The organism is Pseudomonas sp. LARHCG127 (genome assembly GCF_052871455.1).
Genome location: NZ_JBIXJT010000003.1, coordinates 150,805 through 175,125, shown reverse-complemented (window position 1 = coordinate 175,125; position 24,321 = coordinate 150,805). Strand labels below are relative to the sequence as shown.

25 protein-coding genes are annotated in these 24,321 nt (G+C 60.5%); 14 read left to right on the top strand and 11 right to left on the bottom strand.

Annotated elements, in window-relative coordinates; all coding sequences use genetic code 11:
• Window positions 1-367 precede the first annotated feature (367 nt).
• The gene (locus ACIPQ1_RS06655) at window positions 368-1,915 is read left to right on the top strand and encodes a TerC family protein (protein ID WP_446533795.1); all 1,548 of its coding nucleotides are present in this window, start codon (window positions 368-370) and stop codon (window positions 1,913-1,915) included.
• Between the two features lie 73 nt (window positions 1,916-1,988).
• Window positions 1,989-3,104 (top strand): NAD(P)/FAD-dependent oxidoreductase, encoded by a 1,116-nt coding sequence (locus tag ACIPQ1_RS06650; protein WP_446533794.1) that lies wholly within the window; start codon window positions 1,989-1,991, stop codon window positions 3,102-3,104.
• On the opposite strand, the gene ACIPQ1_RS06645 is transcribed toward ACIPQ1_RS06650, so the two are convergent.
• From ACIPQ1_RS06645 to ACIPQ1_RS06620, 6 genes are all read right to left on the bottom strand, one after another.
• Complete coding sequence (locus ACIPQ1_RS06645) at window positions 3,101-3,526, bottom strand: MarR family winged helix-turn-helix transcriptional regulator (RefSeq protein WP_446533793.1); 426 nt, start codon at window positions 3,524-3,526, stop codon at window positions 3,101-3,103. The genes ACIPQ1_RS06650 and ACIPQ1_RS06645 overlap by 4 nt on opposite strands.
• A complete protein-coding gene (locus ACIPQ1_RS06640; protein WP_250963722.1) occupies window positions 3,519-4,007 on the bottom strand; it encodes an AAA family ATPase in 489 nt (162 codons plus the stop codon). The genes ACIPQ1_RS06645 and ACIPQ1_RS06640 overlap by 8 nt, the downstream gene beginning before the upstream one ends.
• 122 nt (window positions 4,008-4,129) lie before the next feature.
• Window positions 4,130-4,891, bottom strand: a complete 762-nt coding sequence (locus tag ACIPQ1_RS06635; RefSeq protein ID WP_446533792.1) for an SDR family oxidoreductase — start codon at window positions 4,889-4,891, stop codon at window positions 4,130-4,132.
• Between the two features lie 33 nt (window positions 4,892-4,924).
• The gene (locus ACIPQ1_RS06630) at window positions 4,925-5,752 is read right to left on the bottom strand and encodes an EamA family transporter (protein ID WP_446533791.1); all 828 of its coding nucleotides are present in this window, start codon (window positions 5,750-5,752) and stop codon (window positions 4,925-4,927) included.
• 68 nt (window positions 5,753-5,820) lie between these two features.
• Entirely contained in the window at window positions 5,821-6,726 is a 906-nt protein-coding gene (gene gcvA, locus ACIPQ1_RS06625; protein ID WP_250963725.1) for a transcriptional regulator GcvA, read from the bottom strand.
• Window positions 6,727-6,806: 80 nt separating this feature from the next.
• The gene (locus ACIPQ1_RS06620) at window positions 6,807-7,385 is read right to left on the bottom strand and encodes a TetR/AcrR family transcriptional regulator (protein WP_250963754.1); all 579 of its coding nucleotides are present in this window, start codon (window positions 7,383-7,385) and stop codon (window positions 6,807-6,809) included.
• Between the two features lie 121 nt (window positions 7,386-7,506).
• Here ACIPQ1_RS06620 and ACIPQ1_RS06615 point away from each other — a divergent pair, with 121 nt between their 5' ends.
• Window positions 7,507-8,265: an SDR family oxidoreductase gene (locus ACIPQ1_RS06615; RefSeq protein WP_411384645.1), complete on the top strand. Its 759-nt coding sequence runs from the start codon at window positions 7,507-7,509 to the stop codon at window positions 8,263-8,265.
• A 39-nt stretch (window positions 8,266-8,304) separates the two neighbouring features.
• On the opposite strand, the gene ACIPQ1_RS06610 is transcribed toward ACIPQ1_RS06615, so the two are convergent.
• Window positions 8,305-9,303, bottom strand: coding sequence for an NAD(P)-dependent oxidoreductase (locus tag ACIPQ1_RS06610; RefSeq protein WP_446533790.1), 999 nt, complete (start codon window positions 9,301-9,303; stop codon window positions 8,305-8,307).
• Between the two features lie 110 nt (window positions 9,304-9,413).
• Here ACIPQ1_RS06610 and ACIPQ1_RS06605 point away from each other — a divergent pair, with 110 nt between their 5' ends.
• The 3 genes from ACIPQ1_RS06605 to ACIPQ1_RS06595 all read left to right on the top strand — a co-directional run bounded on the left by ACIPQ1_RS06605 (window position 9,414) and on the right by ACIPQ1_RS06595 (window position 11,534).
• Window positions 9,414-10,031 carry a TetR/AcrR family transcriptional regulator gene (locus tag ACIPQ1_RS06605; protein WP_446533789.1) on the top strand — a complete coding sequence of 206 codons (618 nt, stop codon included), beginning with the start codon at window positions 9,414-9,416 and terminating at the stop codon, window positions 10,029-10,031.
• A gap of 135 nt (window positions 10,032-10,166) precedes the next feature.
• Window positions 10,167-10,796, top strand: a complete 630-nt coding sequence (locus ACIPQ1_RS06600) for a LysE family translocator (protein WP_446533788.1) — start codon at window positions 10,167-10,169, stop codon at window positions 10,794-10,796.
• Window positions 10,797-10,853: 57 nt separating this feature from the next.
• Window positions 10,854-11,534 (top strand): class I SAM-dependent methyltransferase, encoded by a 681-nt coding sequence (locus ACIPQ1_RS06595; RefSeq protein WP_446533787.1) that lies wholly within the window; start codon window positions 10,854-10,856, stop codon window positions 11,532-11,534.
• Here ACIPQ1_RS06595 and ACIPQ1_RS06590 read toward each other — a convergent pair.
• Window positions 11,523-12,176, bottom strand: coding sequence for a phosphoglycerate mutase family protein (locus tag ACIPQ1_RS06590; RefSeq protein ID WP_411384640.1), 654 nt, complete (start codon window positions 12,174-12,176; stop codon window positions 11,523-11,525). The two genes, ACIPQ1_RS06595 and ACIPQ1_RS06590, sit on opposite strands and share 12 nt — an antisense overlap.
• 170 nt (window positions 12,177-12,346) lie before the next feature.
• Window positions 12,347-13,588 carry an OprD family porin gene (locus ACIPQ1_RS06585; RefSeq protein WP_446533786.1) on the bottom strand — a complete coding sequence of 414 codons (1,242 nt, stop codon included), beginning with the start codon at window positions 13,586-13,588 and terminating at the stop codon, window positions 12,347-12,349.
• A 241-nt stretch (window positions 13,589-13,829) separates the two neighbouring features.
• Here ACIPQ1_RS06585 and ACIPQ1_RS06580 point away from each other — a divergent pair, with 241 nt between their 5' ends.
• From ACIPQ1_RS06580 to ACIPQ1_RS06545, 8 genes are all read left to right on the top strand, one after another.
• The gene (locus ACIPQ1_RS06580) at window positions 13,830-14,777 is read left to right on the top strand and encodes a LysR family transcriptional regulator (RefSeq protein ID WP_186705595.1); all 948 of its coding nucleotides are present in this window, start codon (window positions 13,830-13,832) and stop codon (window positions 14,775-14,777) included.
• 91 nt (window positions 14,778-14,868) lie between these two features.
• Window positions 14,869-15,660: a putative hydro-lyase gene (locus ACIPQ1_RS06575; protein ID WP_446533785.1), complete on the top strand. Its 792-nt coding sequence runs from the start codon at window positions 14,869-14,871 to the stop codon at window positions 15,658-15,660.
• A 30-nt stretch (window positions 15,661-15,690) separates the two neighbouring features.
• Complete coding sequence (locus ACIPQ1_RS06570) at window positions 15,691-16,230, top strand: hypothetical protein (RefSeq protein ID WP_446533784.1); 540 nt, start codon at window positions 15,691-15,693, stop codon at window positions 16,228-16,230.
• A 107-nt stretch (window positions 16,231-16,337) separates the two neighbouring features.
• Window positions 16,338-17,273 carry a LysR family transcriptional regulator gene (locus tag ACIPQ1_RS06565; protein WP_250963733.1) on the top strand — a complete coding sequence of 312 codons (936 nt, stop codon included), beginning with the start codon at window positions 16,338-16,340 and terminating at the stop codon, window positions 17,271-17,273.
• A 97-nt stretch (window positions 17,274-17,370) separates the two neighbouring features.
• The gene (locus ACIPQ1_RS06560; protein WP_446533783.1) at window positions 17,371-18,750 is read left to right on the top strand and encodes a UDP-glucose dehydrogenase family protein; all 1,380 of its coding nucleotides are present in this window, start codon (window positions 17,371-17,373) and stop codon (window positions 18,748-18,750) included.
• Between the two features lie 176 nt (window positions 18,751-18,926).
• Window positions 18,927-19,634 carry an HPP family protein gene (locus ACIPQ1_RS06555; protein WP_250963735.1) on the top strand — a complete coding sequence of 236 codons (708 nt, stop codon included), beginning with the start codon at window positions 18,927-18,929 and terminating at the stop codon, window positions 19,632-19,634.
• A gap of 134 nt (window positions 19,635-19,768) precedes the next feature.
• Complete coding sequence (locus ACIPQ1_RS06550; RefSeq protein WP_446533782.1) at window positions 19,769-20,875, top strand: enoyl-CoA hydratase/isomerase family protein; 1,107 nt, start codon at window positions 19,769-19,771, stop codon at window positions 20,873-20,875.
• 3 nt (window positions 20,876-20,878) lie between these two features.
• Complete coding sequence (locus ACIPQ1_RS06545; RefSeq protein WP_411384632.1) at window positions 20,879-22,030, top strand: acyl-CoA dehydrogenase family protein; 1,152 nt, start codon at window positions 20,879-20,881, stop codon at window positions 22,028-22,030.
• 258 nt (window positions 22,031-22,288) lie between these two features.
• Here ACIPQ1_RS06545 and ACIPQ1_RS06540 read toward each other — a convergent pair whose 3' ends face one another.
• Together ACIPQ1_RS06540 and ACIPQ1_RS06535 are read right to left on the bottom strand one after the other, a co-directional pair.
• Window positions 22,289-23,062, bottom strand: a complete 774-nt coding sequence (locus tag ACIPQ1_RS06540; RefSeq protein ID WP_446533781.1) for an enoyl-CoA hydratase — start codon at window positions 23,060-23,062, stop codon at window positions 22,289-22,291.
• A gap of 130 nt (window positions 23,063-23,192) precedes the next feature.
• On the bottom strand, window positions 23,193-24,320 hold the full coding sequence (locus ACIPQ1_RS06535) for an acyl-CoA dehydrogenase (RefSeq protein WP_446533780.1): 1,128 nt from the start codon (window positions 24,318-24,320) through the stop codon (window positions 23,193-23,195).
• Window position 24,321: the final 1 nt, after the last annotated feature.

Sequence of the window (24,321 nt, the reverse complement as noted above, 5' to 3'; positions counted from 1 at the left end):
GAGAAATCCGAGTCCATACTCAGCCCGCAACGCTGAGTTGACCATCGGTATGGTCCATCCCTGTAAATCCACCGCGTCGCCTAGGCTTCGCGGATGGGCTCGGTACCTTCAGCTCCGAAGCCGATACGCTGCACAGCGCTCTCATCGCCTCACCAATCTGTCAGATCCTGTAATAAATCGCCGCGTATGAATTATTGGAAACCGTTGTAGGATTTCTTCCCCAACTATTTCCAGGTCTGTATGAACGCCCCCCAGGAACCTCCTAGTCGTCCTCCAAACAACCGCTTTCCCTCCGGCGTTCCTAACCTGCATACATGTGTTGCAGCCCCCTACCCTCGCATCGATCATCCGAGGGGGCGAATAACCCATGGAATGGATCGTTGACCCCACGGCCTGGCTCGGCCTGCTGACCTTGATCGTGCTGGAGCTGGTACTCGGCATCGATAACCTGGTATTCATCGCCATCCTGGCTGACAAACTGCCGCCCGAGCAGCGCGACCGTGCCCGTATCATCGGCCTGTCCCTGGCATTGCTGATGCGCCTTGGCCTCCTCGCCAGTATTTCCTGGATGGTGACGTTGACCAACCCGCTGTTCGAGGTGTTCGGCAAGACGTTCTCGGGCCGCGACTTGATCATGCTGTTTGGTGGCGTGTTCCTATTGTTCAAGGCAACCATGGAGTTGCATGAGCGGCTCGAAGGCCACGTGGCGCAACGCTCCAGCAATGCCGCCTATGCGATGTTCTGGCCTATCGTTGCGCAGATTGTGGTGCTGGACGCGGTCTTTTCCCTGGATGCGGTGATCACGGCCGTGGGCATGGTGGAGCACCTGTCGGTCATGATGATCGCGGTGATGTTCTCGATCGGCTTGATGATGATCGCGAGCAAGCCACTGACAACATTCGTCAATGGCCACCCTACCGTCATCATGCTGTGCCTGGGCTTCTTGATGATGATCGGCTTCAGCCTCACCGCTGAAGGCCTGGGTTTCCACATTCCAAAAGGCTACTTGTACGCCGCGATCGGCTTCTCGATCCTGATCGAGCTGTTCAACCAGTTGGCGCGCTCTCGTCGCAAGAAAAGCCTGCAAGGTCTACGGCCGATGCGCGAGCGTACCGCCCATGCGGTGTTGCGCCTGCTGGGCGGCCAAAAACTAGATGCCGATGAAGTCGGTGAGGAAATCGCCGACATGCTGGAAGGTGAGGAATCGGAGCAGGTTTTCCATCGGCGCGAACGGGTCATGATCAGTGGCGTGCTGCAGCTGGCTGAGCGGCCGATACGCAGTGTGATGACGCCTCGTGCGCAAATCGATCACCTTGACTTGGCAAATGCTGCGCAAGAGATCCGTGCGACGCTGATGCATTCTGCTTACTCGCGCTTGCCGTTGATCCGGGAGGGACGCGTGGATGAGCCGCTGGGCTTTGTCCATAAGAAAGAACTGCTCAAGGAAATACTGGCGGGCAATCAACCAAACCTGGAAATCATGGCACGCAAAGCCATCAACCTGCTCGACAGCTTCACGATCCTCAATGCACTTGAGCAAATGCGTAAGGCGTCGACCCACATCGCGTTTGTGGTGAATGAATTCGGTGACTTCGTCGGCCTTCTCACCATGACCGACATCCTGGAGTCCATTGCCGGTGAGCTGCCGGATGCCAGTGAAATCGAAGGACCGAACATTGTTCCCCAGCAAGAAGGTTTCCTTGTCAGCGGTGCCCTGAATCTCAGTCTCGTCCGCGAACACATCGGCTTTCAGGCAAAAGCGACGGAAGATTACCAGACGCTTGCCGGGTTGGTGATGAGCCTGCTGGATCGCTTGCCGATTATTGGAGACACGCTCAGTTGCCAAGGATGGAGCATGACCGTGATGGCGGTTGAGGAGCGTCGGGTGACCCGGGTGCTGTTGCGTAAGGAGTAAGCGCGGGTGGCGGACTCCCGGCCTTGAAGGTACCTTCTCGATGACGTCTAACGATTTGAAAGGAGCCGTGACGGTGAGTATCGATATCGATTGCGTAGTCGTGGGTGCGGGTGTCGTCGGGCTTGCCATCGCGCGGGAAATGGCCTTGGCAGGTCACGAAGTCCTGGTGATTGAAACTGGGGCGGCAATCGGTATTGGCATAAGCTCGCGTAATTCGGAGGTCATCCACGCGGGGATTTATTACCCTCCCGGGAGCTTGAAAGCCCGACTGTGCGTCGAGGGCAGACAGGCACTTTACGGGTATTGCGATAGCCATGGGGTCAGTACGCGCAGAATTGGAAAGCTGATCGTCGCCAGCACTGACGCGCAGGTAGATCAGCTTCGGTTCTTGCTCAAGCGAGGGCATGAAAACGGTGTGGATGATCTGTGCCTGCTTGATCGTCATCAGGCCATGGCGCTGGAGCCTGCGCTTGAATGCATCGCTGCGTTGTATTCACCTTCGACCGGCATCGTCGATTCCCATGCGCTGATGTTGGCGTTGCAAGGGGACGCGGAGGCGGCCGGCGCCAGCATCGCGTTCCATGCCCCGTTCCTCGGTGCAAAGGTGACCGCGAACGGTTTTCTCCTTCATGTAGGTGGGGAAGCTCCCATGGAGCTTGCATGCAGCCGGCTAATCAATGCCGCGGGCCTTCATGCGCCGGCATTGGCACGGCGAATAGACGGATTGCCGCCTGACGCGGTGCCCCGTGACTATTTGTGCAAGGGCAGTTACTTCAACGTGTCCAGACGAGTGCCCTTCACCCATCTCATTTACCCGGCGCCGGAAGCCGATGGTCTCGGGGTGCACATGACCCTCGACTTGGGCGGACAGGCACGCTTTGGTCCAGATACCGAATGGGTCGAAACCGAGGACTACCAAGTCAATCCGGCTCGCGCAGACAGTTTCTATGCGGCCATTCGCAGCTACTGGCCCGACTTGCCGGACGGTAGCCTGCAACCGGGCTACAGCGGGATTCGCCCGAAGATCTCGGCGCCTGGCGAGCCAGTCTGCGATTTTATGATCAGCAGCCAGCGCGAGCATGACGTCCCGGGGTTGATCAATTTGTTCGGCATAGAGTCTCCCGGACTAACGTCATGCCTGGCCATTGCCAAGCACGTACGTGAGCTGGTTGAACGGCGTCACGCTTAACCAGACTTGCTCCACTCCCCCACCATTGCCTCATAAACCTCTTGGCAAGCGAACTCCGCCGAGACCTTCGCATCGGCAAAAACCTGATCGCCTGCTGACGTGAGGCAGGCGTAGCCTACACGCGCATCCCGTGGGTCACTTTGGCGAGACACCAAGCCTATTTTTTCAAGCGGCAGCAGGGATTTGGTGACCGCCGATGCCGTCAATCCCATGCTGTCAGCCAGGTCCGCTCGCCGCAGTCGAGCATTGTGTGCATGTTTCAAGTGGTACAGGATCATGAAATCGCTGAAGCTCAGGCCGTGCACGGCAGAGAGCTTGGCATCCACTCGCCGTGCGGCTGAGGTGTAGGCGCGTGAGAAACGAACACAGCGGTCGAGTATCGAGCCATTCGCGGCAGGTGCGGTAGATTCGTTGTCAGACATTGCAGCATTGCTCCAATTCTTGTGGGGAAGGACGTTCAAATCGGGAATCCATGAAATCAAACATTGGCCCCGTTACCTCGAAAGCGTAGGTCTCGCCTTTTTCACTATTTCTTTGCATGACCCGCTCACGCCGCAGTTGGGGGGCAGCATCGATGAAATAGCTGGACACCTGATAGCCCGCTTGGCCGGCCAACAAACGAATGCGTGTGCGATCAGCTTCACTCATGAAGCCTTGATCAAGCACGACGTCGCGCCCTGCTCCCAGGACCTGTATAGCCGTCTTCCATATATGGGCTTCACAGCGTTGTACACGGGCCATGATCCACGCCAGGTTCATGGGCTTCGGCAGGTCCGGGCCATAAAGCTCGTTCATCCACTCATCGATGGAGAAGCGTACGCCGGTCACTTCGGCATTCAGTTGCCTGGCGAACGTCGACTTCCCTGCCCCCAAAGGGCCAAAAACCATATGGACTGATTGCATGACTTTCTACTTTCTAGATACTTGAATGCTACAGTATCAAGAAATAAGAATGACGTGACCTATGGTCGACGAACGGCTGAAGTTACCCGAACATGAAATGAGGCAGCCGATATCCCCTCAGCCTACTTCCCTCCAGTCACATCCAGGAAGGTTCCCGTCACAAACGAAGCCTGTTCCCCCGCCAACCAGAGAATGGCCCGCGCGACCTCCTCCGGCTGGCCACCGCGCCCCATGGGAATCGTGTCCTTCACCCGATCGACTCTGCCCGGCTCTCCCCCGCTCGCATGCATCTCGGTATAGATATGCCCGGGTCGAACGCAATTGACCCGAATACCTTCCCGTGCCACTTCCTTGGCATAACCGGTCGTGAACGTTTCGACCGCGCCCTTGGACGCTGCGTAGTCCACATATTCATTCGGGCTACCGAGACGGGCTGACGCCGAGGAGACATTGACGACGGCACCGCCACGCCCGCCATAACGATAGGCCATGCGCCGGGTAGCCTGCTGCGCGCAAAGCATCGGGCCCAAGGTGTTCACCGCGAATATTCGCTGCATGCGCTCGAAGCCAAGATCCTCCAAGCGAGACTGCTGGGCGAGTATCGAGGCGTTGTTGACCAGCACGTCGATTCGCCCGAAGTGCAGGTCAAGGGTGGCGAACAGTTCGGCGACCTGTGCTGGATCGGCATTATCGGCACGTACTGCCAAGGTACGGGCGCCCTTGGCCTCGACCTTCGCGGCCACCGCCAACGCCGACGCTTCATCGGCGATATAGGTCAGCACGACGTCGTAGCCTTGCTCAGCGGCCAGTATGGCCGTCGCCGCCCCGATCCCGCGCCCGCCTCCGGTGATCAGGATCACGGGCTTTTGCGAACGTTCATTCATGGTCAATCCTCACGACTGGATGAAAAAGCAACGTCAGCCGATGACCAGCGTACCGAGGGCAATGACGGCACAGGCCAGCAGCTTGCGCAAGGTCAATGCCTCGCCAAGAAAGGCGTACCCGATCAACGCGGCGAACATGACGCTGGTTTCTCGCAACGCAGACACCGCGCCCATCGGTGCATGAGCCATGGCGTAGATCACGACCCCGTAGGCCAATAACGAAACCAGCCCGCCAGCGACGGCCACAGCGAACCCTGGTCGCAGGGCAAAGAGGCTTTGAGTGTCTCGCAGCCCGATGTAAACCATGGGCATCATCACGCCCCACAACAGGCACATCCAGGCGGTGTAGGCCATCGGCGCCCCGGAGAGGCGAACACCGATGCCGTCGACAACGCTGTAGGCGGCGATGAAAAAACCGGTTCCCAATGCGTAGGGCAAGTTGGGCAACGTCCGCCGACGCCTGGTAAAGGCCAGCGATAGGATCCCAGTCGACACCAACGTAATCCCCAGCAGTCCACTCGGCGCTACCCGCTCACCGGCGAACAGCGAAGCGGCCAGGACAATCAGGATCGGAGAGACACCGCGGGCGATGGGATAGGTTTGGCCGAGATCCCCGGACTTGTAACTGCGCACCAGGAACAGGTTGTAGCCCACGTGCAATACCGCGGAGAGGCCGGCGTAAAACCAGCTTGCCCGGGCGGGCGGCGCCAGTAGCGCCGCCACGATGACGCTCGCCACGGCGATCGCCATGCACATGATGGTCATGGACCACAAACGGTCGGCGCCCCCGCGCAGCATGGCATTCCAACTGGCGTGCAGCAGCGCGGCGAACAAGACGAGGCAGATGATGTGTAAGGGCATGCATCATCCTAGACCGCTAAAGTAGCGCTATAGAAGCAAAGTCTCTTCATCCGGGCATGATGAAAAGCTCATGCATAAGCCTGCTGAGCGCCAACTGCCTGGGTCACCAGCCAACGACGAAAGCTGGCAATATGCGGTTGAGTCTCGATCCCTTTGGGACAGACAAAGTAATACGCCAAGGGCGATGCGACCGGCAGTTCGAAAAGCCTTTCAAGGCGGCCGTCATTGAGCTCGGCTTCGACATGCCCGCTGCGTGCCAGGGCGATACCTTGCCCCAACAGCGCCGCCTCGATGGTCATGTTGGTGTCGGCGTAGCGGATGCTTTCCTTCAAGGTCGTGACCTCGACACCCACCTGGGCAAACCACTGCTCCCATTTCGGCACCAGCGCTGCGCCATCGCGCGTCAGCAGTGGATAGCGCAGCAATTCGGCTGCCGTTTGAGGCGTACCAAAACGTGCGAGCAACGCTGGGCTGGCGACAGGAAAAATCTGCTCGCGGAACAGAAACTCTGAGAACAGCGAAGGGAAATGACCGTTGCCCAGGCGGATAGCAACGTCTGGGTCTGCCGTCGAGAAGTTAATGGGGTTGTCGGTACTGTCCAGGGTCAGCAGGATTTCCGGATGGGCTTGCGCCAGATCCGCAAGCCGGGGCAGCAACCACTTCAAGGCGAAGGAATAGGTTGTGCTGACGCTCAACCGCTGCCGCCCGTTTTGCTCGCGCAAATCGGCCAGGGTGGCCTCGAGCTTCATGAAGAACTCCCGCACGATAGGCGCAAGCGCTGCGCCTGCCGAGGTCAGGTGCAGCGCGTTACCGCGATGAAACAGCTGCAATCCCCAGAGCTGCTCCAGATGCTTGAGTTGGTGGCTCACTGCGCTCTGCGTGACATGCAACTCCTCTGCTGCCGAGGTGAACGTGGCGTGCCGAGTAGCGGCTTCAAAGGCTCGCAGGCTCGAAGAAGGCGGGAGGTTTCGCATGAGGGTCCTCTCTATGAGTAAACCTTCATGCTAGCGCCTTTGCATCGCGCGTTATAGCCAGCTGTTAGCCGGCCACTGAGTCAGGTGTCAGACGGTTGATCCTTCAGGCTTTCGGGACTGCCAGCGCAAAGACCATCCATGACCAGGTCCATCAATCTGGCGAGACGCGAGCGCCAATCGCTCTGGGAATCGATTTGCCAAATTCCTGCGGTGGCTAGGAAAAAGTCGTCGTGGGTAACCCCGCTACGAATCGTTCCGGCCTTTTCATTGGCCCTTAAAAGCGACTCGGCAGCGGCCTGGACGGGGGCGTATCCCGACTTCCCTGGGAACTCGTAAGTGGAGGCGGCTTGTCGTATCGCGGTCGCAAGCCCAGCCTTGGTCATTGCATATTCTGCGAGGCAGTCCATCCATTCCCGGAGGGCTTGCTTTGGGGGTTTTGTCGCGAGCAGCTCTTGCGCCAACGAGGCCACTTGCTGCATTTCGAATTGATAAACCTCGAATACCAGCTCCTCCCTATTGGCGAAATGGCGATAGAACGTGCCCTGCCCCACGCCGGCTTTCTTCGCAAGCGCGCTCAGCGGGACCGCAGGATCGAGTGTCAGCTCTGCCACAGCGACCTTCAGAATTCGTTCTCGATTTTTCTTGGCGTCAGAACGCATCGCCAATTCATCATTCTTGGGCAAAGTTTTTTCCTGCGCTGCATTGCAAAGCGGACAGTTGTCCGTTAGTTTTTTTGCAAGTGGACAGCTGTCCGCTTGCGTACCCTTACCGGAGTTTACTATGAACAGCACGGGCAACACGATCCTGGTTACCGGCAGCACCTCAGGCATAGGCCTTGGCTTGGCGCTCAGGCTGCACAAGGCGGGTAACACCGTCATCATCGCGGGGCGGCGCAAGGCTCTGCTCGACAAGATCGTGTCAGAACATCCAGGTATTGAATCGGTATTACTGGACGTCTCTGATCCGCAATCCATCCAGCGCACTTGCGAAGCGCTGGCGATCAGTCACCCGAAACTGAACGTTCTCATCAACAACGCCGGCATCATGCATTGGGAGGATCTGACCGCTGCGCAAGACCTGAGCATCGCCGAAAATATCGTGACAACGAACCTGCTCGGCACGATTCGCATGGTGTACGCATTCATCCCCCAACTGATCAAGCAGCCCAGTGCGACAATCATCAACGTCAGTTCGGCTTTGGCATTCGTCCCGCTACCTGCGACACCGACTTACAGCGCAACCAAAGCGGCCGTTCATTCGTTCACTCAAAGTCTTCGCGTGCAACTGGAAGCCTCGCCCGTCGAGGTGATCGAGCTTGCACCGCCAGGTGTGCGCACCACGTTGCTTGGGCAGGAAAATGACGAACACGCCATGCCGTTGGATGAGTTCTTGAATGAAATCTTCGAGCTGCTCGAGATCTCTCCAACCCCACAAGAGCTTGTCGTCGAGCGCGCAAAACCCTTGCGGTTTGCTGAGGCGAGCGGCTCGCATGATGAGATATTGAACATGCTTGCGGGTTACAAACCACCGACGGAGTGATATATCGCTGCAGTCCGGAAAGGGCCTGCAGCGAGGCCCCTATAGCTTGCGCAACTCGCCACCCTCCTGCTTCAGACGCTCCAGATACGCAGTGGCATCCAGCAATTGATAAGGAAAGTACAGCCCTGGCGGAGTCGGTGGCTGGCCGTCCAACCCGATCAAACGTTCAAGAGTCATCGCGACGCTGAGGCCGGTCAAGGGGGCCGCGCCTGCCGGATGGATGAGCGCATGACGTGTCTGCAGCGGCTCGCCCTGGCGGTCTTCGCCGACGAGTTCGATGATGATCTCGGTGGACATCGGCCTGCCCTGGCGGCGAGTTGAGCTTACTGCGGTGGCCAGGTTGAACTGGACATTCGGCGCGCCCGTCGCAGCCGCCAGGCCAACGACATCAATGGACGAGAAGCCGGTGGCCTCGATCTTCGTACCATCCACCGCGTGGAATCCTGCCTTGGAATCCTCTCCTTCGCGCCAGACGAACACACCGTCGCGCCGTGTCAGCGCGGCGGGCAGCATCTTGTTCAAATGTTCAAAATCGGTGGCGACGGTCGGACCGCCAGTATCCTGCTCATCGACCAGGGCGTTGATACGGATGTCCTGGACTCGGCCGAAGGCGCGGGCAATGCTCAGCGTCGACACGGTCGTCGCGCCGACCATCCATTCGTAACCGAGGACAATCGGCGAAGCATCAGGCGTGTGCACGTACGTTGCGATTTCCGGCGCGATCTCGAAAACGCCGGAGGAGATGCTGAGGTGCGGCACGCCGCGCTTTTGCGCAAAACGTAATCCGGCAAGAGCATGGTCCATGTAAAAGACCACGACGGCGCTGACCGGGTGATCGCCGAGACCGAGGTCGTCTGCGGTGGAGTCGATCACCACACCCTGTGCCCCGCCAATGTGCTCTGCGGCCCGCTGAGCCTTGGCAAGGTCGCGGCCACCAATCAGCAGGGGTACGTCGGGATGGGCGGCTCGTAGCGCCCGGGCAGTGTGATGGCCAATAGCGCCGGAACCGCCCATTAGCAAGATAGGATCAAGTGACATGGTGTGTTCTCCTTGTCTCTGGTTTAAACCTACTTTCAGTAGGTAAGCTAACACACCATCACGCACTTAAACCTACCATTGGTAGGTTTTTATCGGCCAGGAACGAAAACGTGCAGAAAAACACTGAGCATAGCCCTCTCGGCGCCCCTCCCCGCCGGCTTGCGAAAGCCGAACGGCGTCGACAATTGCTGGATACCGCGCTATTGATCGTGCGTGAGGAAGATGCCGATCGGTTGACCTTGGGGCATTTGGCTGCTCGCGCTGGCGTGTCCAAACCGGTTGTCTACGATCATTTCGGCACTCGCTCGGGTCTGTTGATCGAGCTCTATAAGTGGATCGATACCGAGCGGGTCACCGCTTTTCGTGACGCCATGCCCAACACTGCGCGGAGCCTGGAGGAAACGGCCCTCGTCCTGGCCAGCGCCTACATTCATTGCGCGGCCGATAACACCGACGAATTCCATGCAGTGGGCGCAGCCCTGGCAGGCAGCGAGGAAAAGGCGGCGGTGTTCCAAGAGCTTCTGGACAACTGTGTGCAGATGTTCATGGCCGTGCTCGAGCCTCACACAACGTGGTCGACTGACGAACTTGAGCGATGCTGCATTGGCCTCATCGGCGCGGGAGAAGCCCTGTCCGGCGCGTTGGTGCGGGGGCGGCACGACGAGGACAAGGTCATTGGCACATTCGCTTCCCTGATTCGCAGCGTCGTAAAGCCGGCGGTGGCGTAGCTTTAGGCGCTGCGGTAACGGCCCCGGGATGCTTACATGTGCGGACGACTGTTGCTATCAGATAGGCCCGGACTGTAACTGACGCCCTCCTCGTCGTTCGCTTACTGTCGAGGCTCTTCCCTCGGAGTGATCCCCATGCCGGACACCGCCAATCTCTACCTGTTCGTGGTTGCTGTCGTGCTTCTGCTGATCGTTCCGGGGCCCAACATGGCCTTTGTCACCAGCCATGCGTTGGCCCACGGCTGGCGTGCCGGCGTCGCTGCGGCCCTCGGCATTTCCTTTTCGGACCTGCTGATGACGATGATGGTCAGCGCTGGCATTGGCGCGCTGGTGATGAGCTGGGTGCCGGCGTTCGATGTGCTACGTCTGGCGGGGGCCGGTTATTTGCTGTGGCTGGCCTGGCAAGCACTGAGAACGCCAGCCGCGACTCAGGACAGCCAACTGCAGGCAGCTTCGCTGTGGAAAATCTTCTGCCGAGGCGCCCTCAACAGCCTTTTGAATCCCAAGGCGCTGCTGTTCTTCATGGTGTTCCTGCCTCAGTTCGTTGACGTCAAGGCTGGCAGCGTGAGCCTGCAATTGATCCTCCTCGGAGCGTTGCTGGCACTGATTGCCCTCGTCTTCCATACGCTGCTGGGTGTTTGCGCCGCGCAGCTCAAGGCGAAACTGGGCAACGGTGGGATTTCAAGGCGCCTGGGCACGTATGGTTTTGCCGGGGTCATGGCAGCCCTCGCGGCACGCTTGTTGTTTCTTGATCGACCGCTTTGACCCGCGACGCCTCAGGGGGTGTCCTATGCTTACCTCATCCACTGCGGAGCTGGATCAATGTCGTCACCCGAAACCAAACTCCTCCAAAGTTGGCACCACAATGCCCAGGCCTGGATCGAAGCCATCCGCAGCGGTGCCATCGAAAGCCGCCGGACCGTCACCGACCAGGCCATGCTGCTGGCAGTGCAGAGCCGCCGGCCCGAGCGCGTGCTGGATCTGGGCTGCGGCGAAGGTTGGTTGTTGCGGGCGCTGGCGGAACGGGGCATCGAAGCGGTGGGTGTGGATGGCGACGCGACGCTGGTCGAAGCGGCCCGGGCGTCAGGTTCCTCGCCGGTGCATCTGGCAAGTTATGAAGCACTGGTGGAGGCGACGGTGGACGTCGGCAGCGGCTACGACCTGATCTGCGCCAACTTCGCCCTGTTGCACCAGGACATCATCCCGTTGCTCGCCGCGATGAACGCCCTGCTCAGCCCAGCCGGCGCGCTGGTGCTCCAGACGCTGCATCCCTGGACCGTGGCGGAGGGCAATTATCAGGACGGTTGGCGAGAAGAAACCTTCGATGGGTTCAAAGGCCAATGGCAGCCCATGCCGTGGTACTTGCGCACCTTGTCCAGTTGGCTCAACGCCTTGGAGATGGCGGGTTTCCGACTGGCAAGCCTGCAGGAGCCGCAGCACCCGCAAAGCCCGGTGCCGCAGTCGTTATTGCTGGTGGCCGAGCAATCCCCCTCATGGCGTTAGCGACTCGACGGTAAAACAGCCCGAGCGATAAACCCTGTGCGCCTGCATGCCGCGCTTTTGCAGGGCTTTGCTGACGGTTCTGAGGAACATGCCGTGAGACACGATGATTGTGGCCTTCCCAGCCTCGCCGCCGATTTTGTAAAGCTCATCGGCCACACCGAGCGCCCGCTGGTGTTCGGCTTTTCGGCTGGCGGCCCCCAGTGAAATCCCCAACAACCAAAGGATCCTGTGCAACGCGAACCAATGCCTCAAGCCCATCTTCACGACGGGAATGTTGCTCAACCGCAGGTCAAACTCACGTAATCGAGCATCCTGTTGGATACGCGCCACGTCGAACAACCGGCAGGCCGTCGCATAGGCTCTGTTGACGGGCGAGGACATGATGTTGGCTTCGCTCGCCAGGAGCATTTGAGATACGTTTGGCTGGCTCAGGAAGGCTGCAATTTCAGCCTCATCGATGGACGAGGTCTGGTTGTATTCATCCAGCCGAAGCTTGGCCGAACGGGCATTGCAGGGTTTGTAATCGACCAACGGCGTGGCATGGCGTATCAGGTAAATCACGGCAACAGCTCCTTGTTTCCCGGCGAATCCCTTTCGAAGCGCACCTGTATACAGGCAACGACGCCATTCAGCGAGTGCCATGCCGCTTATCCAGGTGATACATCTGTGGCGAGGGAGCTTGCTCCCGCTGGGCTGCGCAGCAGCCCCAAACCCAAACCAATGCATCAGGAAAATACGGTTGGCAGGTTTTTACGACGGCTGCGCCGCCGAGCGGGAGCAAGCTCCCTCGCCACAATGTACCGCAGGGCTTCTTACCAAAGCGCCACGGTGTAGCTAACGATCAACCGATTCTCATCCAGGTTATTGCCAAAATTGGAGCGCACCGTCGCGTTGCGCCATTTCAAGCCCAGCCCTTTCAACCTGCCGTCTTGCACCACATAGGCAATATCGGTGTTGCGCTCCCACTCCTTGCCTTCGCCCGGGGTGCTGCGCTGGACGTTGTCGCCAGTGATGTAGCGGGTCATGAAGGTCAACCCGGGTACGCCAATGGCGGCAAAGTTGTAGTCATAACGCGCTTGCCAGGAACGCTCGTCGATGTTGGCGAAATCGCCGATCTGCACGAAGTTGACCAGGTACGGATCGCTGCGGCCGATGTAGGGGAACGGATCGTCACCGCTCATGCGCTGGTAGCCCAGGCCCAACGCATGACCCGCCAGGCTGTAGGTGAACAAGGCGCCGAAAGCCTGGTTGTCGAGTTCGCGGAAACTGCCGTCTTCGGTACTGCGCGAATAACGCACGTCACTCTTGAATGACTGCCCTGCGCCCAGGTCCAGGGTGTGGACGAACCCGAGGTAGTTTTGCTGGTAGATGTCTTCCAACTGGCTATAGCGGTATTGCGCCGCGAGGTTCGGCAGGAACTGATAGTCCGCCCCGGCGAACTGAAACCTGTCGCTGCTGCCGCCAATGCGGTTGGCGGTCATGTCCTGGTAGTCGGTGGAGTCGACAAAGTTGATCTGGGTGAGTTGCCCGGCGGTCAGCTTCAAGCGATCGATTTCCTGCACGCTCAGCAAGCCGCCCTTGAACGTGCCCGGCAACAGGCGCGTGTCGTTGGAACTCACCGCCGGGTCCTTGATCTGCAACGTGCCCAGCTTCAAGGTGCTCTTGGACAGGCGCATCTTGGCGGTCAGGCCCAGTTCGCCATAACGGTCCTGGGAACCGCCCGACAGATCCGCCGGCAACAGATTGGTGCCCGCCGTGCCGCCGCCGGAATCCAGTTTGAAACCGGCCATGCCCAAGGCATCGAGGCCGAAACCCACGGTTCCGGCGGTGTATCCCGATTCCATTCGCAGCAGGAAACCCTGGGCCCATTCCTCGGCCTTGTCCCGTGCGCCGTCCTGGCGGAAGTCGCGGTTGAAGTAGAAGTTGCGAGCCTCCAGGTTGCCTTTGCTGTCGGCGATGAAATCGGCCTGGGCGTTCGGCACGCCGATCAGGCTCAGGCCGAGCAAGGTGCCCGCTGAGGTCCAGGTCCATCGAGGGAATGTGGCGTGTTGCATGGCGCGCTCCTTTTATGGGCGCGAGCGAACCCTCCAGGGGCTCTGCGCACGCCTCGTTATTGTTGTCATGGGGATGCCGGCGCAGTGGGCTTGCGTCGTGGAGCGGATTCTTTGTGTCGAATCGGCGCAGCGTCAAACGGGAAAAAAGCCGGATCGGCCATAAGAAAATTTGATGCGCCCGATGGCTCGATCTGGAGTAACAATTGCAACCATAAGAACCACACGCACCCAGAGAGCCTCCATGAACCTCAAATTCCTCGAAACCTTCGTCTGGGTTGCCCGGCTGCAAAGCTTCAGCCTCACCGCCGAGAAGATGTTCAGCACCCAGGCGGCGATCTCGAGCCGGATCGCCTCGCTGGAAGAAGAGTTGGGCCTGCGCCTGTTCGTGCGGGATTCGCGCGGGGTCTCATTGACACCCGAAGGCCTCAAGGTGCTCGACTACGCCGAACAAATGCTCGACGTCCAGCGCGCATTGAAACAGTCCCTGGACACTAGCAGTCCGCAGCAAGGCCTGGTGCGCATCGGCGTGATGGATACGGTTATACACACTTGGCTCAGCCCGCTGATGTCGATGCTGATGCAAGCCTTCCCCGCCGTGGAAATCGAAATCACCGCCGATGCCGCGCGCAACCTCTGTGAGCAATTGCAGAAAGGCTACCTGGACATCGTGTTCCAGACCGATCTGGTCCGCCACGAAAGCGTGCGCAACCTGGAACTGGGCCACTACCCCATGCACTGGATCGCCGCGAGCCAATCGATCTATGCCCGGCCCTATGCGTCGCTGGTGGAGATGGCCGGCGAGCGCATCATCACCTTCGTCAAGCATTCGCGTCCGCACCAGGACGTGCTCAACCTGCTGTACGCCCACGGCGTGAGTGCGCCGCGGGTCAGTTGCGTCAATTCGGTCTCGGCCATGACCCGGCTGATTCGCGACGGCTTCGGCATCGGCGCCTTGCCGGCCGCGCTGGTGGCCAAGCCCCTGGCCAGTGGCGAATTGATCCAACTCGACCCCGGCACCGCCCTGCCCCAACTGGACGTCGTGGCGTCCTGGCGCGCTGGCGTCGGCCTGGAGTTGATCGAAAACATCGTCCAGATGAGCCGTCAGGTGGTCAGCCAGTACGCCGTCGATGTCGGGCCATTGCGCATGGTGGCGGCCCCCGGACTGAACAGCCAAGCGCCTCTCGAATAACTTTTAGTTGTCGCGGGGTACCAATATTCCTTGTTGGACGTCATCGCCACGCTGTTCCCAAAGTAGCGAACGACCACTTGGAGAACCCGTGATGACGTCCTTCGAACAATTACAACAATGCTCACCCGTTGCCCTGCGCCAAAGCATCGCCGCCGGCCAATACCAAGGCCATACCAGCGGCCTGGGCCAAGGTCGCGTGCAAGCCAATATCGTGATTCTGCCCGGCGACTGGGCCAATGAATTCCTGCGCTACTGCACCCTCAACCGCCAGGCCTGCCCGGTGCTGGACGTGACCGAGCCAGGGGACCCGTTCTTTCGCAACCTGGGTGCCGCCATCGATATCCGTCATGAAGTGCCTCAATACCGGGTCTACCGCAACGGCGAGTTGAGCGAATCGCCCCTGGACATCGAACACTTGTGGCAGGACGACCTGGTGGCCTTCGCCCTCGGTTGTTCGTTCTCCTTCGAACAACCGTTGCTGGAGGCCGGCATCCGTTTGCGGCACATTGAACTGGGGCGCAATGTGGCGATGTTCCAGACCAACATCGACACACGCCCCACCGCCCGATTGTCTGGCAAGATGGTGGTGACCATGCGGCCGATGAAGGCCGCCGCGGCCATCCAGGCGATCCAGATCACCGGGCGCATGCCCAACGTCCACGGCGCTCCAGTGCATATAGGCGATCCGTCACTGATCGGCATTCAATCCCTGGACACGCCGGATTACGGCGACGCCGTGCCAGTGGAAGCCGACGAAATCCCGGTCTTCTGGGCCTGCGGCGTGACGCCTCAATCGGTGATCCAGGCCTCGCGCCCACCGTTGTGCATCACCCACGCCCCGGGCTGCATGCTGGTGACGGACTTGTGGAACAGTGATTTGTAAGCCACGAATGACAATCTGAAGGGATACACGATGAACACGGCTCAGCAATCGATTCAACAGTACATCAATGCCAAGGACGGCAACCGCCCGCACCTGCTGGACCAGGCCTTTACGCCGACTGCTATTCTGGACATGGTCGTGCGCACCGGCTCCATCACGTTTCCTGGTCACGTTGAAGGCCGTACCGCCATTGGCGATGTGCTGGTCAGTCGCTTCGGCCAGGCCTTCGAAAACGTCTACACGTTCTGCCTGGCCGCCCCACCGCCAGTAGACGCCGAAGCGTTCCAGTGCAAATGGCTGGTGGCGATGTCGGACAAGAGCAGTGGCGAGGCGCGGGTCGGTTGTGGCCTGTATGACTGGCACTTCGATTCGCAGTCGCGACTGGCCGAGGGATTGACCATCACCATTGAACACATGAAGACCCTGCCGGCGACCGATCTGCCGATGATCATGGCCTGGGCATCGAGGCTGGACTATCCGTGGTGCCGGCCGGAAGCGGCTGTCGATAACGTGCCGGATCTGCATGAGTTGCAAGAAGTGGTCTTGTATATGACTAATGCCGAACAGTGAAGAATATGCAACCTGCCTAGCGACTGTGGGAGGGGACTTCCCTGTGGGGTGATATTCCTCTCACCACAGTTTCTAGCTTCCATGACTGCGCCAAGGAACCGCCCCAAGTGAACATCAAGTTTCTCGAAACCTTCGTCTGGGTGGCCCGCCTGAAGAGCTTTCGCCTCACCGCGGAGAAGCTGTTCACCACCCAGGCGTCCATTTCCAGCCGGATCGCCGCCCTGGAGGACGAAATGGGTGTGCGGCTGTTCGTGCGCGATTCCAAAGGGGTGTCGCTGACCTCCGAAGGCCAGCGCGTGCTGGAATACGCCGAGCGCATCATGGATACCATGCAAAGCATGAGAGCCGCGATCAAGGATCCGCGCCAGGTGCGCGGCCGGATCCGCATCGGTGCGATGGATACGGTGATCCACACCTGGCTCAGCCCCTTGGTCACACGCCTGATGGAATGCTACCCGGCCCTGGAAATCGAACTGTCGGCCGACACCGCGAGCAACCTCTGCTCACAACTGGAAAAAGGCTACCAGGACATCATTTTCCAGACCGACATCCTGCGCCTGGACAGCGTGCGCAACGCAGTGCTGACCCGTTATCCGATGCACTGGGTGGTACGCACCGGCTCCGCCTACGACCGCGCCTATGGGTCGCTGGAAGATTTGTCCCAGGAACGCATCGTGACCTTCTCGCGCAACTCAAGGCCCCACCAGGACATCCTCAATCTGCTGCACTCGGCCAACATCGTCTCGCCACGCATCAACTGCGTGAACTCGGCATCGGCCATCACCCGCCTGGTTCGCGACGGCTTCGGCATTGGCGCCATGCCCGCGGCGCTGGTGGTCGGTGAACTGGCCCAAGGCACCTTGACGTTGGTGGATGGTGTGCCACTGCCCTCGGTCATGGACATCGTCGCCAGTTGGCGAACCGGTGCCGGCATGGAGCGAGTGGAAGACATCGTCAGCCTGACCCGGGAAGTGGTTGGCGAGTTCGTTGCGCAACTGCCCGCAGCGTACCGCTTGGCGGTGCAAGACTTCAGCGGGCTGTAAGTGAACTGCAATATCCCCGACTTATTCTGAGCCCAGCGCACTGCGGCGAACGCAGGTTGTGCAGGTCGTCCACTCGGAATGATCCAGGGAATCCGCCATGAAGATCAGTGTATTCGGAAGTGGTTACGTAGGGTTGGTACAAGCCGCCGTGTTGGCCGAAGTGGGCCATGACGTGGTGTGCATGGACATCGACGAGCGCAAGGTCGACAGCCTGCGGCAAGGCCAGGTGAGCATTTTCGAGCCCGGCCTGGCCGCGCTGGTGCGTGAAGGGCTGGAGGCCGGGCGCTTGCACTTCACCTGTGACGAACAACTTGCCGTGCAACACGGCCAGGTGTTGTTTATCGCGGTGGGCACACCCTCCCGGGACGATGGCAGCGCAGATCTGAGCCAGGTCCTGGCCGTTGGCGAGGCCGTCGCCCGCTACCGCGAGCAACCGCTCATTGTGGTGGAGAAATCCACCGTGCCGGTGGGCACTGGCGACGTTCTGCGAGCGCACATCGACAAATGCCTGCTCAAGGTCAGTCGCTTGCTGCAGTTCGATATCGTCTCCAACCCGGAATTTCTCAAGGAAGGCTCGGCGGTCGCCGATTGCCGTCGTCCGGACCGCATCGTGATCGGCTGCGAGCGCGATGAAGTGCGCGAAACCATGCGTGACCTGTACGCGCCGTTCAACCGCAACCACGACCGGATCCTGTTCATGGACCTGCGCAGCGCCGAACTGACCAAATACGCCGCCAACGGCATGCTGGCGACCAAGATCAGCTTCATCAACCAGATCGCCGAACTGGCCGAACACCTGGGGGCCGACATCGAGTCCGTACGCCTGGGCATCGGCGCCGACTCGCGCATCGGCTACCACTTCATCTACCCGGGATGCGGCTACGGCGGCTCGTGCTTTCCCAAGGACATGCGCGCCTTGATCCACACCGCCGAGCAGGCCCATTGTTCCAGCGACTTGCTGCAAGCGGTGGAAGCCATCAACGGGCGGCAGAAGCACAAACTGTTCGAACGGATCAACGCGTTCTACCAGGGCGACCTGCGCGGCAAGACGTTCGCGCTGTGGGGCCTGGCCTTCAAGCCCAACACCGACGACATGCGCGATGCTCCGAGCCGCACCCTGCTGGAGTCGCTCTGGGCCGCGGGGGCCAGCGTCCGTGCATATGACCCGGAGGCGATGCAGCAGACGCAACTGCTCTACCCCGACGAGACCCGACTCATGTTGATGGGCACGCCGGAATCGGTGTTGCCGGGCGCCGACGCGCTGGTCATCTGCACCGAATGGCAGCCCTTCAAGGCGCCGGACTTCGACCTGCTCCGGCAGCGGCTCAAGGCCCCGGTGATTTTCGACGGTCGCAACCTGTTTGACCCGGACCGCATGGCCGACAAGGGCTTCACCTATTTCCCGATGGGCCGCGGGCAATCCCGCGGCCTGCCCATTGCCCAGCAGACCTGGTTCCCAGCCTCCAGAAGTGCTTGAGCGCGATCGTTACCTCAAAATTAATGCACTCAAGCAGCATTAATATGAATTTGTAAGCGAGGGTTGTGACCGGCACACTGTGCACCGTTCCTCCCCCAACTGTTGGAACACTTAAAGGGCTTTCTGGGATCTCCCCGTAAGCCCCTTTTTTTGTTCGTTTTTTGGATTTTCGCTTAATGCTTTCTCGCTGGATCCCCGCCGCTATCAATACCCGTCCCACCGAATGGAGCCGCGCCGCCATCGGCATGGCATTGGGGACCCTGTTCAGTGTCTGGCTATGTGGCCAGGTCTTTGGCCTGGAGGTGGCACAACACCTGATCGGCCCCCTCGGTGCTTCGGCCGTGCTGTTGTTTGCCGTGTCATCGGGTGCCCTCGCCCAGCCGTGGTCGATTGTCGGCGGTTACCTGTGTGCGTCGGTCGTGGCGCTGCTGGTGGCCCATGTATTGGGGCGTACGCTGGGCAGCGCCTGCCTGGCGGCCGGCATGGCACTGGTGCTGATGTGCTGGCTGCGTTGCCTGCACCCGCCGGCCGGTGCCCTGGCGGCGACGTTGGTGCTGGCGGATCCATCTATCGTTGCCCTGGACTGGCAGGCGGTTGGCGCGGCCATGTTGGCCGGCTCCGGGTTGCTCATCTTTGCCCTGGCCTACAACAACCTGACGCGGGTGCGCTATCCCAAGCGCGCCAGCGAACCGGTGGCCGTCATACCGGCTGACCACCCTCCCGTCGACCGCCAGGCCATCACCGCCGAAGACCTGAAACTGGCCCTGGCGGAAATGGAGGCATTCTTCGACGTCACCCCGGAAGATCTGGAACAACTCATCCACGTCAGCGAGCGAAATGCCAAGCGCCGCAGCATCACGGAGGTCCTTTCAAGTCGCGGTTGAGCCTGTGGCTGCTATAAATATGCAGACAGGACCTGCACGTATCCCGGTTGTGCAAGGCAAATTTGCACTGGTACGATCCTGATCGGGTACGCGCGACACAATTCATAAAAAACAATAAAAGCAGGGAGTTAGCGATGACAGCTCAGGTTTCATCCCAAGCTGCGGAAACCATCGAAGCCGTGGCCCATGAGGTGCTGGTCGACGTTCGCAATCACGTTGGCCACTTGACCCTGAACCGCCCCGCCGGCCTCAATGCCCTGACCCTGGGCATGGTGCGCAGCTTGCAACAACAACTCGATACGTGGGCACTCGATCCACAGATCCGTGCCGTGGTACTGCGTGGCGCCGGTGACAAAGCGTTCTGCGCCGGCGGTGATATCCGCTCGCTCTACGACAGTCACAAACAAGGCGATACCCTGCATGAAGATTTCTTCGTCGAGGAATACGCCCTCGACCTGACGATCCACCACTACCGCAAACCAATCCTCGCCTTGATGGACGGCTTCGTGCTGGGCGGCGGCATGGGCCTGGTGCAAGGCGCCGACCTGCGGGTCGTGACCGAACGCAGTCGCCTGGGCATGCCAGAAGTCGCCATCGGTTATTTCCCCGACGTCGGCGGCAGTTATTTCCTGCCGCGCATTCCCGGTGAGCTGGGGATCTACCTGGGGGTCAGCGGCGTACAGATCCGCGCCGCCGACGCGTTGTACTGCGGGCTCGCCGACTGGTACCTCGACAGCCGCAAGCTCAAGCAACTGGACGAGCGTCTCGATCGGTTGGAATGGCACGACACGCCGCTCAAGGATCTGCAAAGCCTACTGGCCAAACTCGGCCAGCAACAGCTCCCTGCCCCGCCCCTGGCCGACTTGCGCCCAGCCATCGACCATTTCTTTGCCCTGCCCGACGTACCGAGCATGGTCGAGCAGTTGCGCCAGGTCACCGTCGCCAACAGCCATGAATGGGCGGTGAAGACCGCCGACCTGCTGGACAGCCGCTCGCCCCTGGCCATGGCCGTGACCTTGCAAATGCTGCGGCGCGGCCGGCATTTGAGCCTGGAAGACTGTTTTGCCCTGGAGCTGCACCTGGACCGGCAATGGTTCGAACGCGGAGACCTGATCGAAGGCGTGCGCGCCTTGCTGATCGACAAAGACAAGCACCCGCGCTGGAACCCGCCGACCCTGGAGGCGCTGGACGCCGACCATGTGGCGAGTTTCTTCGACGGCTTCGACGACCACGGGAACTGAGCCATGCACGACCTCGAACTGACCGAAGAACAAGTGATGATCCGCGACATGGCCCGGGACTTCGCCCGTGGTGAAATCGCCCCCCATGCCCAGGCCTGGGAAAAAGCCGGCTGGATCGACGACGGCCTGGTGGCGAAGATGGGCGAACTGGGCCTGTTGGGGATGGTGGTGCCGGAAGAATGGGGCGGCACTTATGTCGACTACGTGGCCTATGCCCTGGCGGTGGAGGAAATCTCCGCGGGCGACGGTGCCACCGGGGCGCTGATGAGCATCCACAACTCGGTGGGTTGCGGGCCGGTGCTGAATTTCGGCACCGATGAACAGAAGCAGACGTGGCTGGCGGAGCTCGCCAGTGGCCAGGCCATTGGCTGCTTCTGCCTGACCGAGCCCCAGGCCGGTTCCGAAGCCCATAACCTGCGCACCCGGGCCGAACTGCGCGATGGCCAGTGGGTGATCAATGGCGCCAAGCAGTTCGTCAGCAACGGCAAGCGGGCGAAACTGGCGATTGTGTTTGCCGTGACCGATCCGGAGCTGGGCAAAAAAGGTATTTCGGCGTTCCTGGTGCCCACCGATACGCCGGGGTTCATCGTTGATCGCACCGAACACAAAATGGGCATCCGCGCCTCAGACACCTGTGCGGTTACCTTGAACAACTGCACCATCCCCGAGGCCAACCTGCTGGGCGCGCGTGGCAAGGGCTTGGCCATTGCCCTGTCCAACCTGGAAGGCGGCCGCATCGGCATCGCGGCGCAAGCCCTGGGCATCGCCCGCGCAGCGTTTGAAGCGGCGCTGGCCTACGCCCGCGATCGTGTCCAGTTCGACAAGCCGATCATCGAGCACCAGAGCATCGCCAACCTGCTGGCCGACATGCACACCCGCATCAACGCCACCCGCCTGCTCATCCTCCATGCTGCCCGGCTGCGCAGCGCCGGCAAGCCGTGCCTGTCGGAAGCCTCCCAGGCCAAGCTGTTCGCCTCGGAAATGGCCGAAAAGGTCTGCTCCTCGGCCATACAGATTCATGGCGGGTACGGGTATCTCGAGGATTATCCGGTAGAACGCTACTACCGCGATGCGCGGATTACCCAGATCTACGAAGGGTCGAGCGAGATACAGCGAATGGTCATCGCCCGGGAACTGAAACACTACCTGGTGTAGCGGCAGGAAAAGCATCGCGAGCAAGCTCGCTCCCACAAGGTTCAGCGGCGTACACAAAGGCTGCGCACACCCCCGATCCACTGTGGGAGCGAGCCTGCTCGCGAAAGCGATGCATCTGTCACAACAATACCGAATGTTCCGCCGCTATCGCGGGCAAGCCCAGCTCCCACAGGTTCAGCGGCGTACGCAAATACTGCGTACACCCCGTTCCACTGTGGGAGCGAGCCTGCTCGCGATAGCGTCAACAGCAACGCCGCATTACTTGTCCTGAAACTCCGCCGCACGCTTGGCCACGAAGGCCGCCATGCCTTCCTTCTGGTCCTGCGTCGCAAACGCCGCATGGAATACCCGGCGCTCGAAACGCACGCCTTCGGACAGGCTGACTTCAAAGGCGCGGTTGACGCTTTCCTTGACCATCATGCTAATGGGCACCGACTTGGAGGCGATCAACGCTGCAGTTTTCAGCGCATCGTCCAGCAGTTCATCGGCCGGTACGATCCGCGCGACAATGCCGCAACGCTCTGCTTCCACCGCGTCGATGAAACGCCCGGTCAGGCACATTTCCATGGCCTTGGCCTTGCCCACCGCACGGGTCAGGCGCTGGGTGCCGCCCATGCCCGGCAGTACGCCGAGGTTAATTTCCGGCTGGCCGAACTTGGCGTTGTCCCCGGCCAGAATGAAATCACACATCAACGCCAGCTCGCAGCCCCCGCCCAAGGCAAAACCGTTCACCGCGGCGATGATCGGCTTGCGGCGGTTGGCCACACGGTCGCTGTCGCTGAACAGGTCGTCCAGGTAGATTTGCGGGTACGTCAGCTCAGCCATTTCCTTGATGTCGGCCCCGGCGGCGAAGGCCTTTTTCGAGCCGGTCAGCACGATGCAGCCAATCTTCGGATCCGACTCCAGGCTGTCCAGGGCCTGGTTCAGCTCGCTGACGATCTGCGCATTCAAGGCGTTCAAGGCCTGGGGACGGTTGAGGGTGATCAGGCCGACGCGGTCCTTGATCTCCAATAAAATCGTTTCGTAGCTCATGCGGGACTCCTGTTAAGCGTTGTATTTGGCTCGATGCCCTGTAGGAGCTGCCGAAGGCTGCGATCTTTTCCTGCCAATTGGTTCCTGAACGAAAAGACCAAGATCAAAAGATCGCAGCCTGCGGCAGCTCCTACAGATTGCGCGAAATGACCATGCGCTGAATGTCGCTGGTGCCTTCATAGATCTGGCAGACCCGCACGTCGCGGTAGATACGCTCCAGCGGGAAATCATTGAGGTAACCGTAACCGCCCAGCGTCTGCAACGCCATGGAGCAGACCTTCTCGGCCATTTCCGAGGCGAACAGCTTGGCCATGGACGCTTCCACCAACGCTGGCTGGCCGTTGTCCCGCAGGGCGGCGGCGTAATGCACCATTTGCCGGGCCACCGCGATCTGGGTCGCCATGTCCGCCAAGCGGAACGCCACGGCCTGATGCTCGATGATCGGCTTGCCGAAACTGGAGCGTTCCCGCGCATAGTCCCGGGCCGCTTCGAACGCGGCGCGGGCCATGCCCATCGCTTGCGCCGCGATGCCCACCCGGCCGCCTTCCAGGTTGGCCAGGGCAATCTTGTAGCCCTCGCCCTCCTCACCCAGGCGATTGCCCACCGGCACCTTCACATCCTCGAACAGGATCTGGCAGGTGTCGGACGCGTGCTGGCCGAGTTTATCTTCCACCCGCGCCACGCTGTAGCCCGGCGAATCGGTCGGCACGATGAAGGCACTGATGCCCCGCTTGCCGGCGCTCGGATCGGTCACCGCGAACACGATCACCACCCCAGCGTTCTGCCCGGAGGTGATGAACTGCTTGCAACCGTTGAGCACGTAATGATCACCCTCCAGCCGCGCCCGAGTCTTGAGGCTGCTGGCGTCCGACCCGGCCTGGGGCTCGGTCAGAGCGAACGCGCCCAGCATCGCGCCGCTGGCCAGGGGCGTGAGGAATTTCGCCTTCTGCTCATCGGTGCCGAACTTGAGGATCGGCACGCAGCCCACCGAATTGTGCACGCTCATGATGGTCGAGCATGCGCCATCGCCGGCGGCGATTTCCTCCAGGGTCATGGCATAGGCCAGGTAACCAGTGTCACAACCGCCCCACTGCTCCGGCACCAGCATGCCGAAAAAGCCCAGTTCGGCCATTTCACCGATGGCTTCCCGGGGGAAACGGTGCTCACGGTCCCATTCGGCGGCGAACGGTTTCAGCCGCTCCTCGGCGAACTGCCGGGCCATGTCACGGATTTGGGTCTGTTCTTCAGTCGGGAGCATG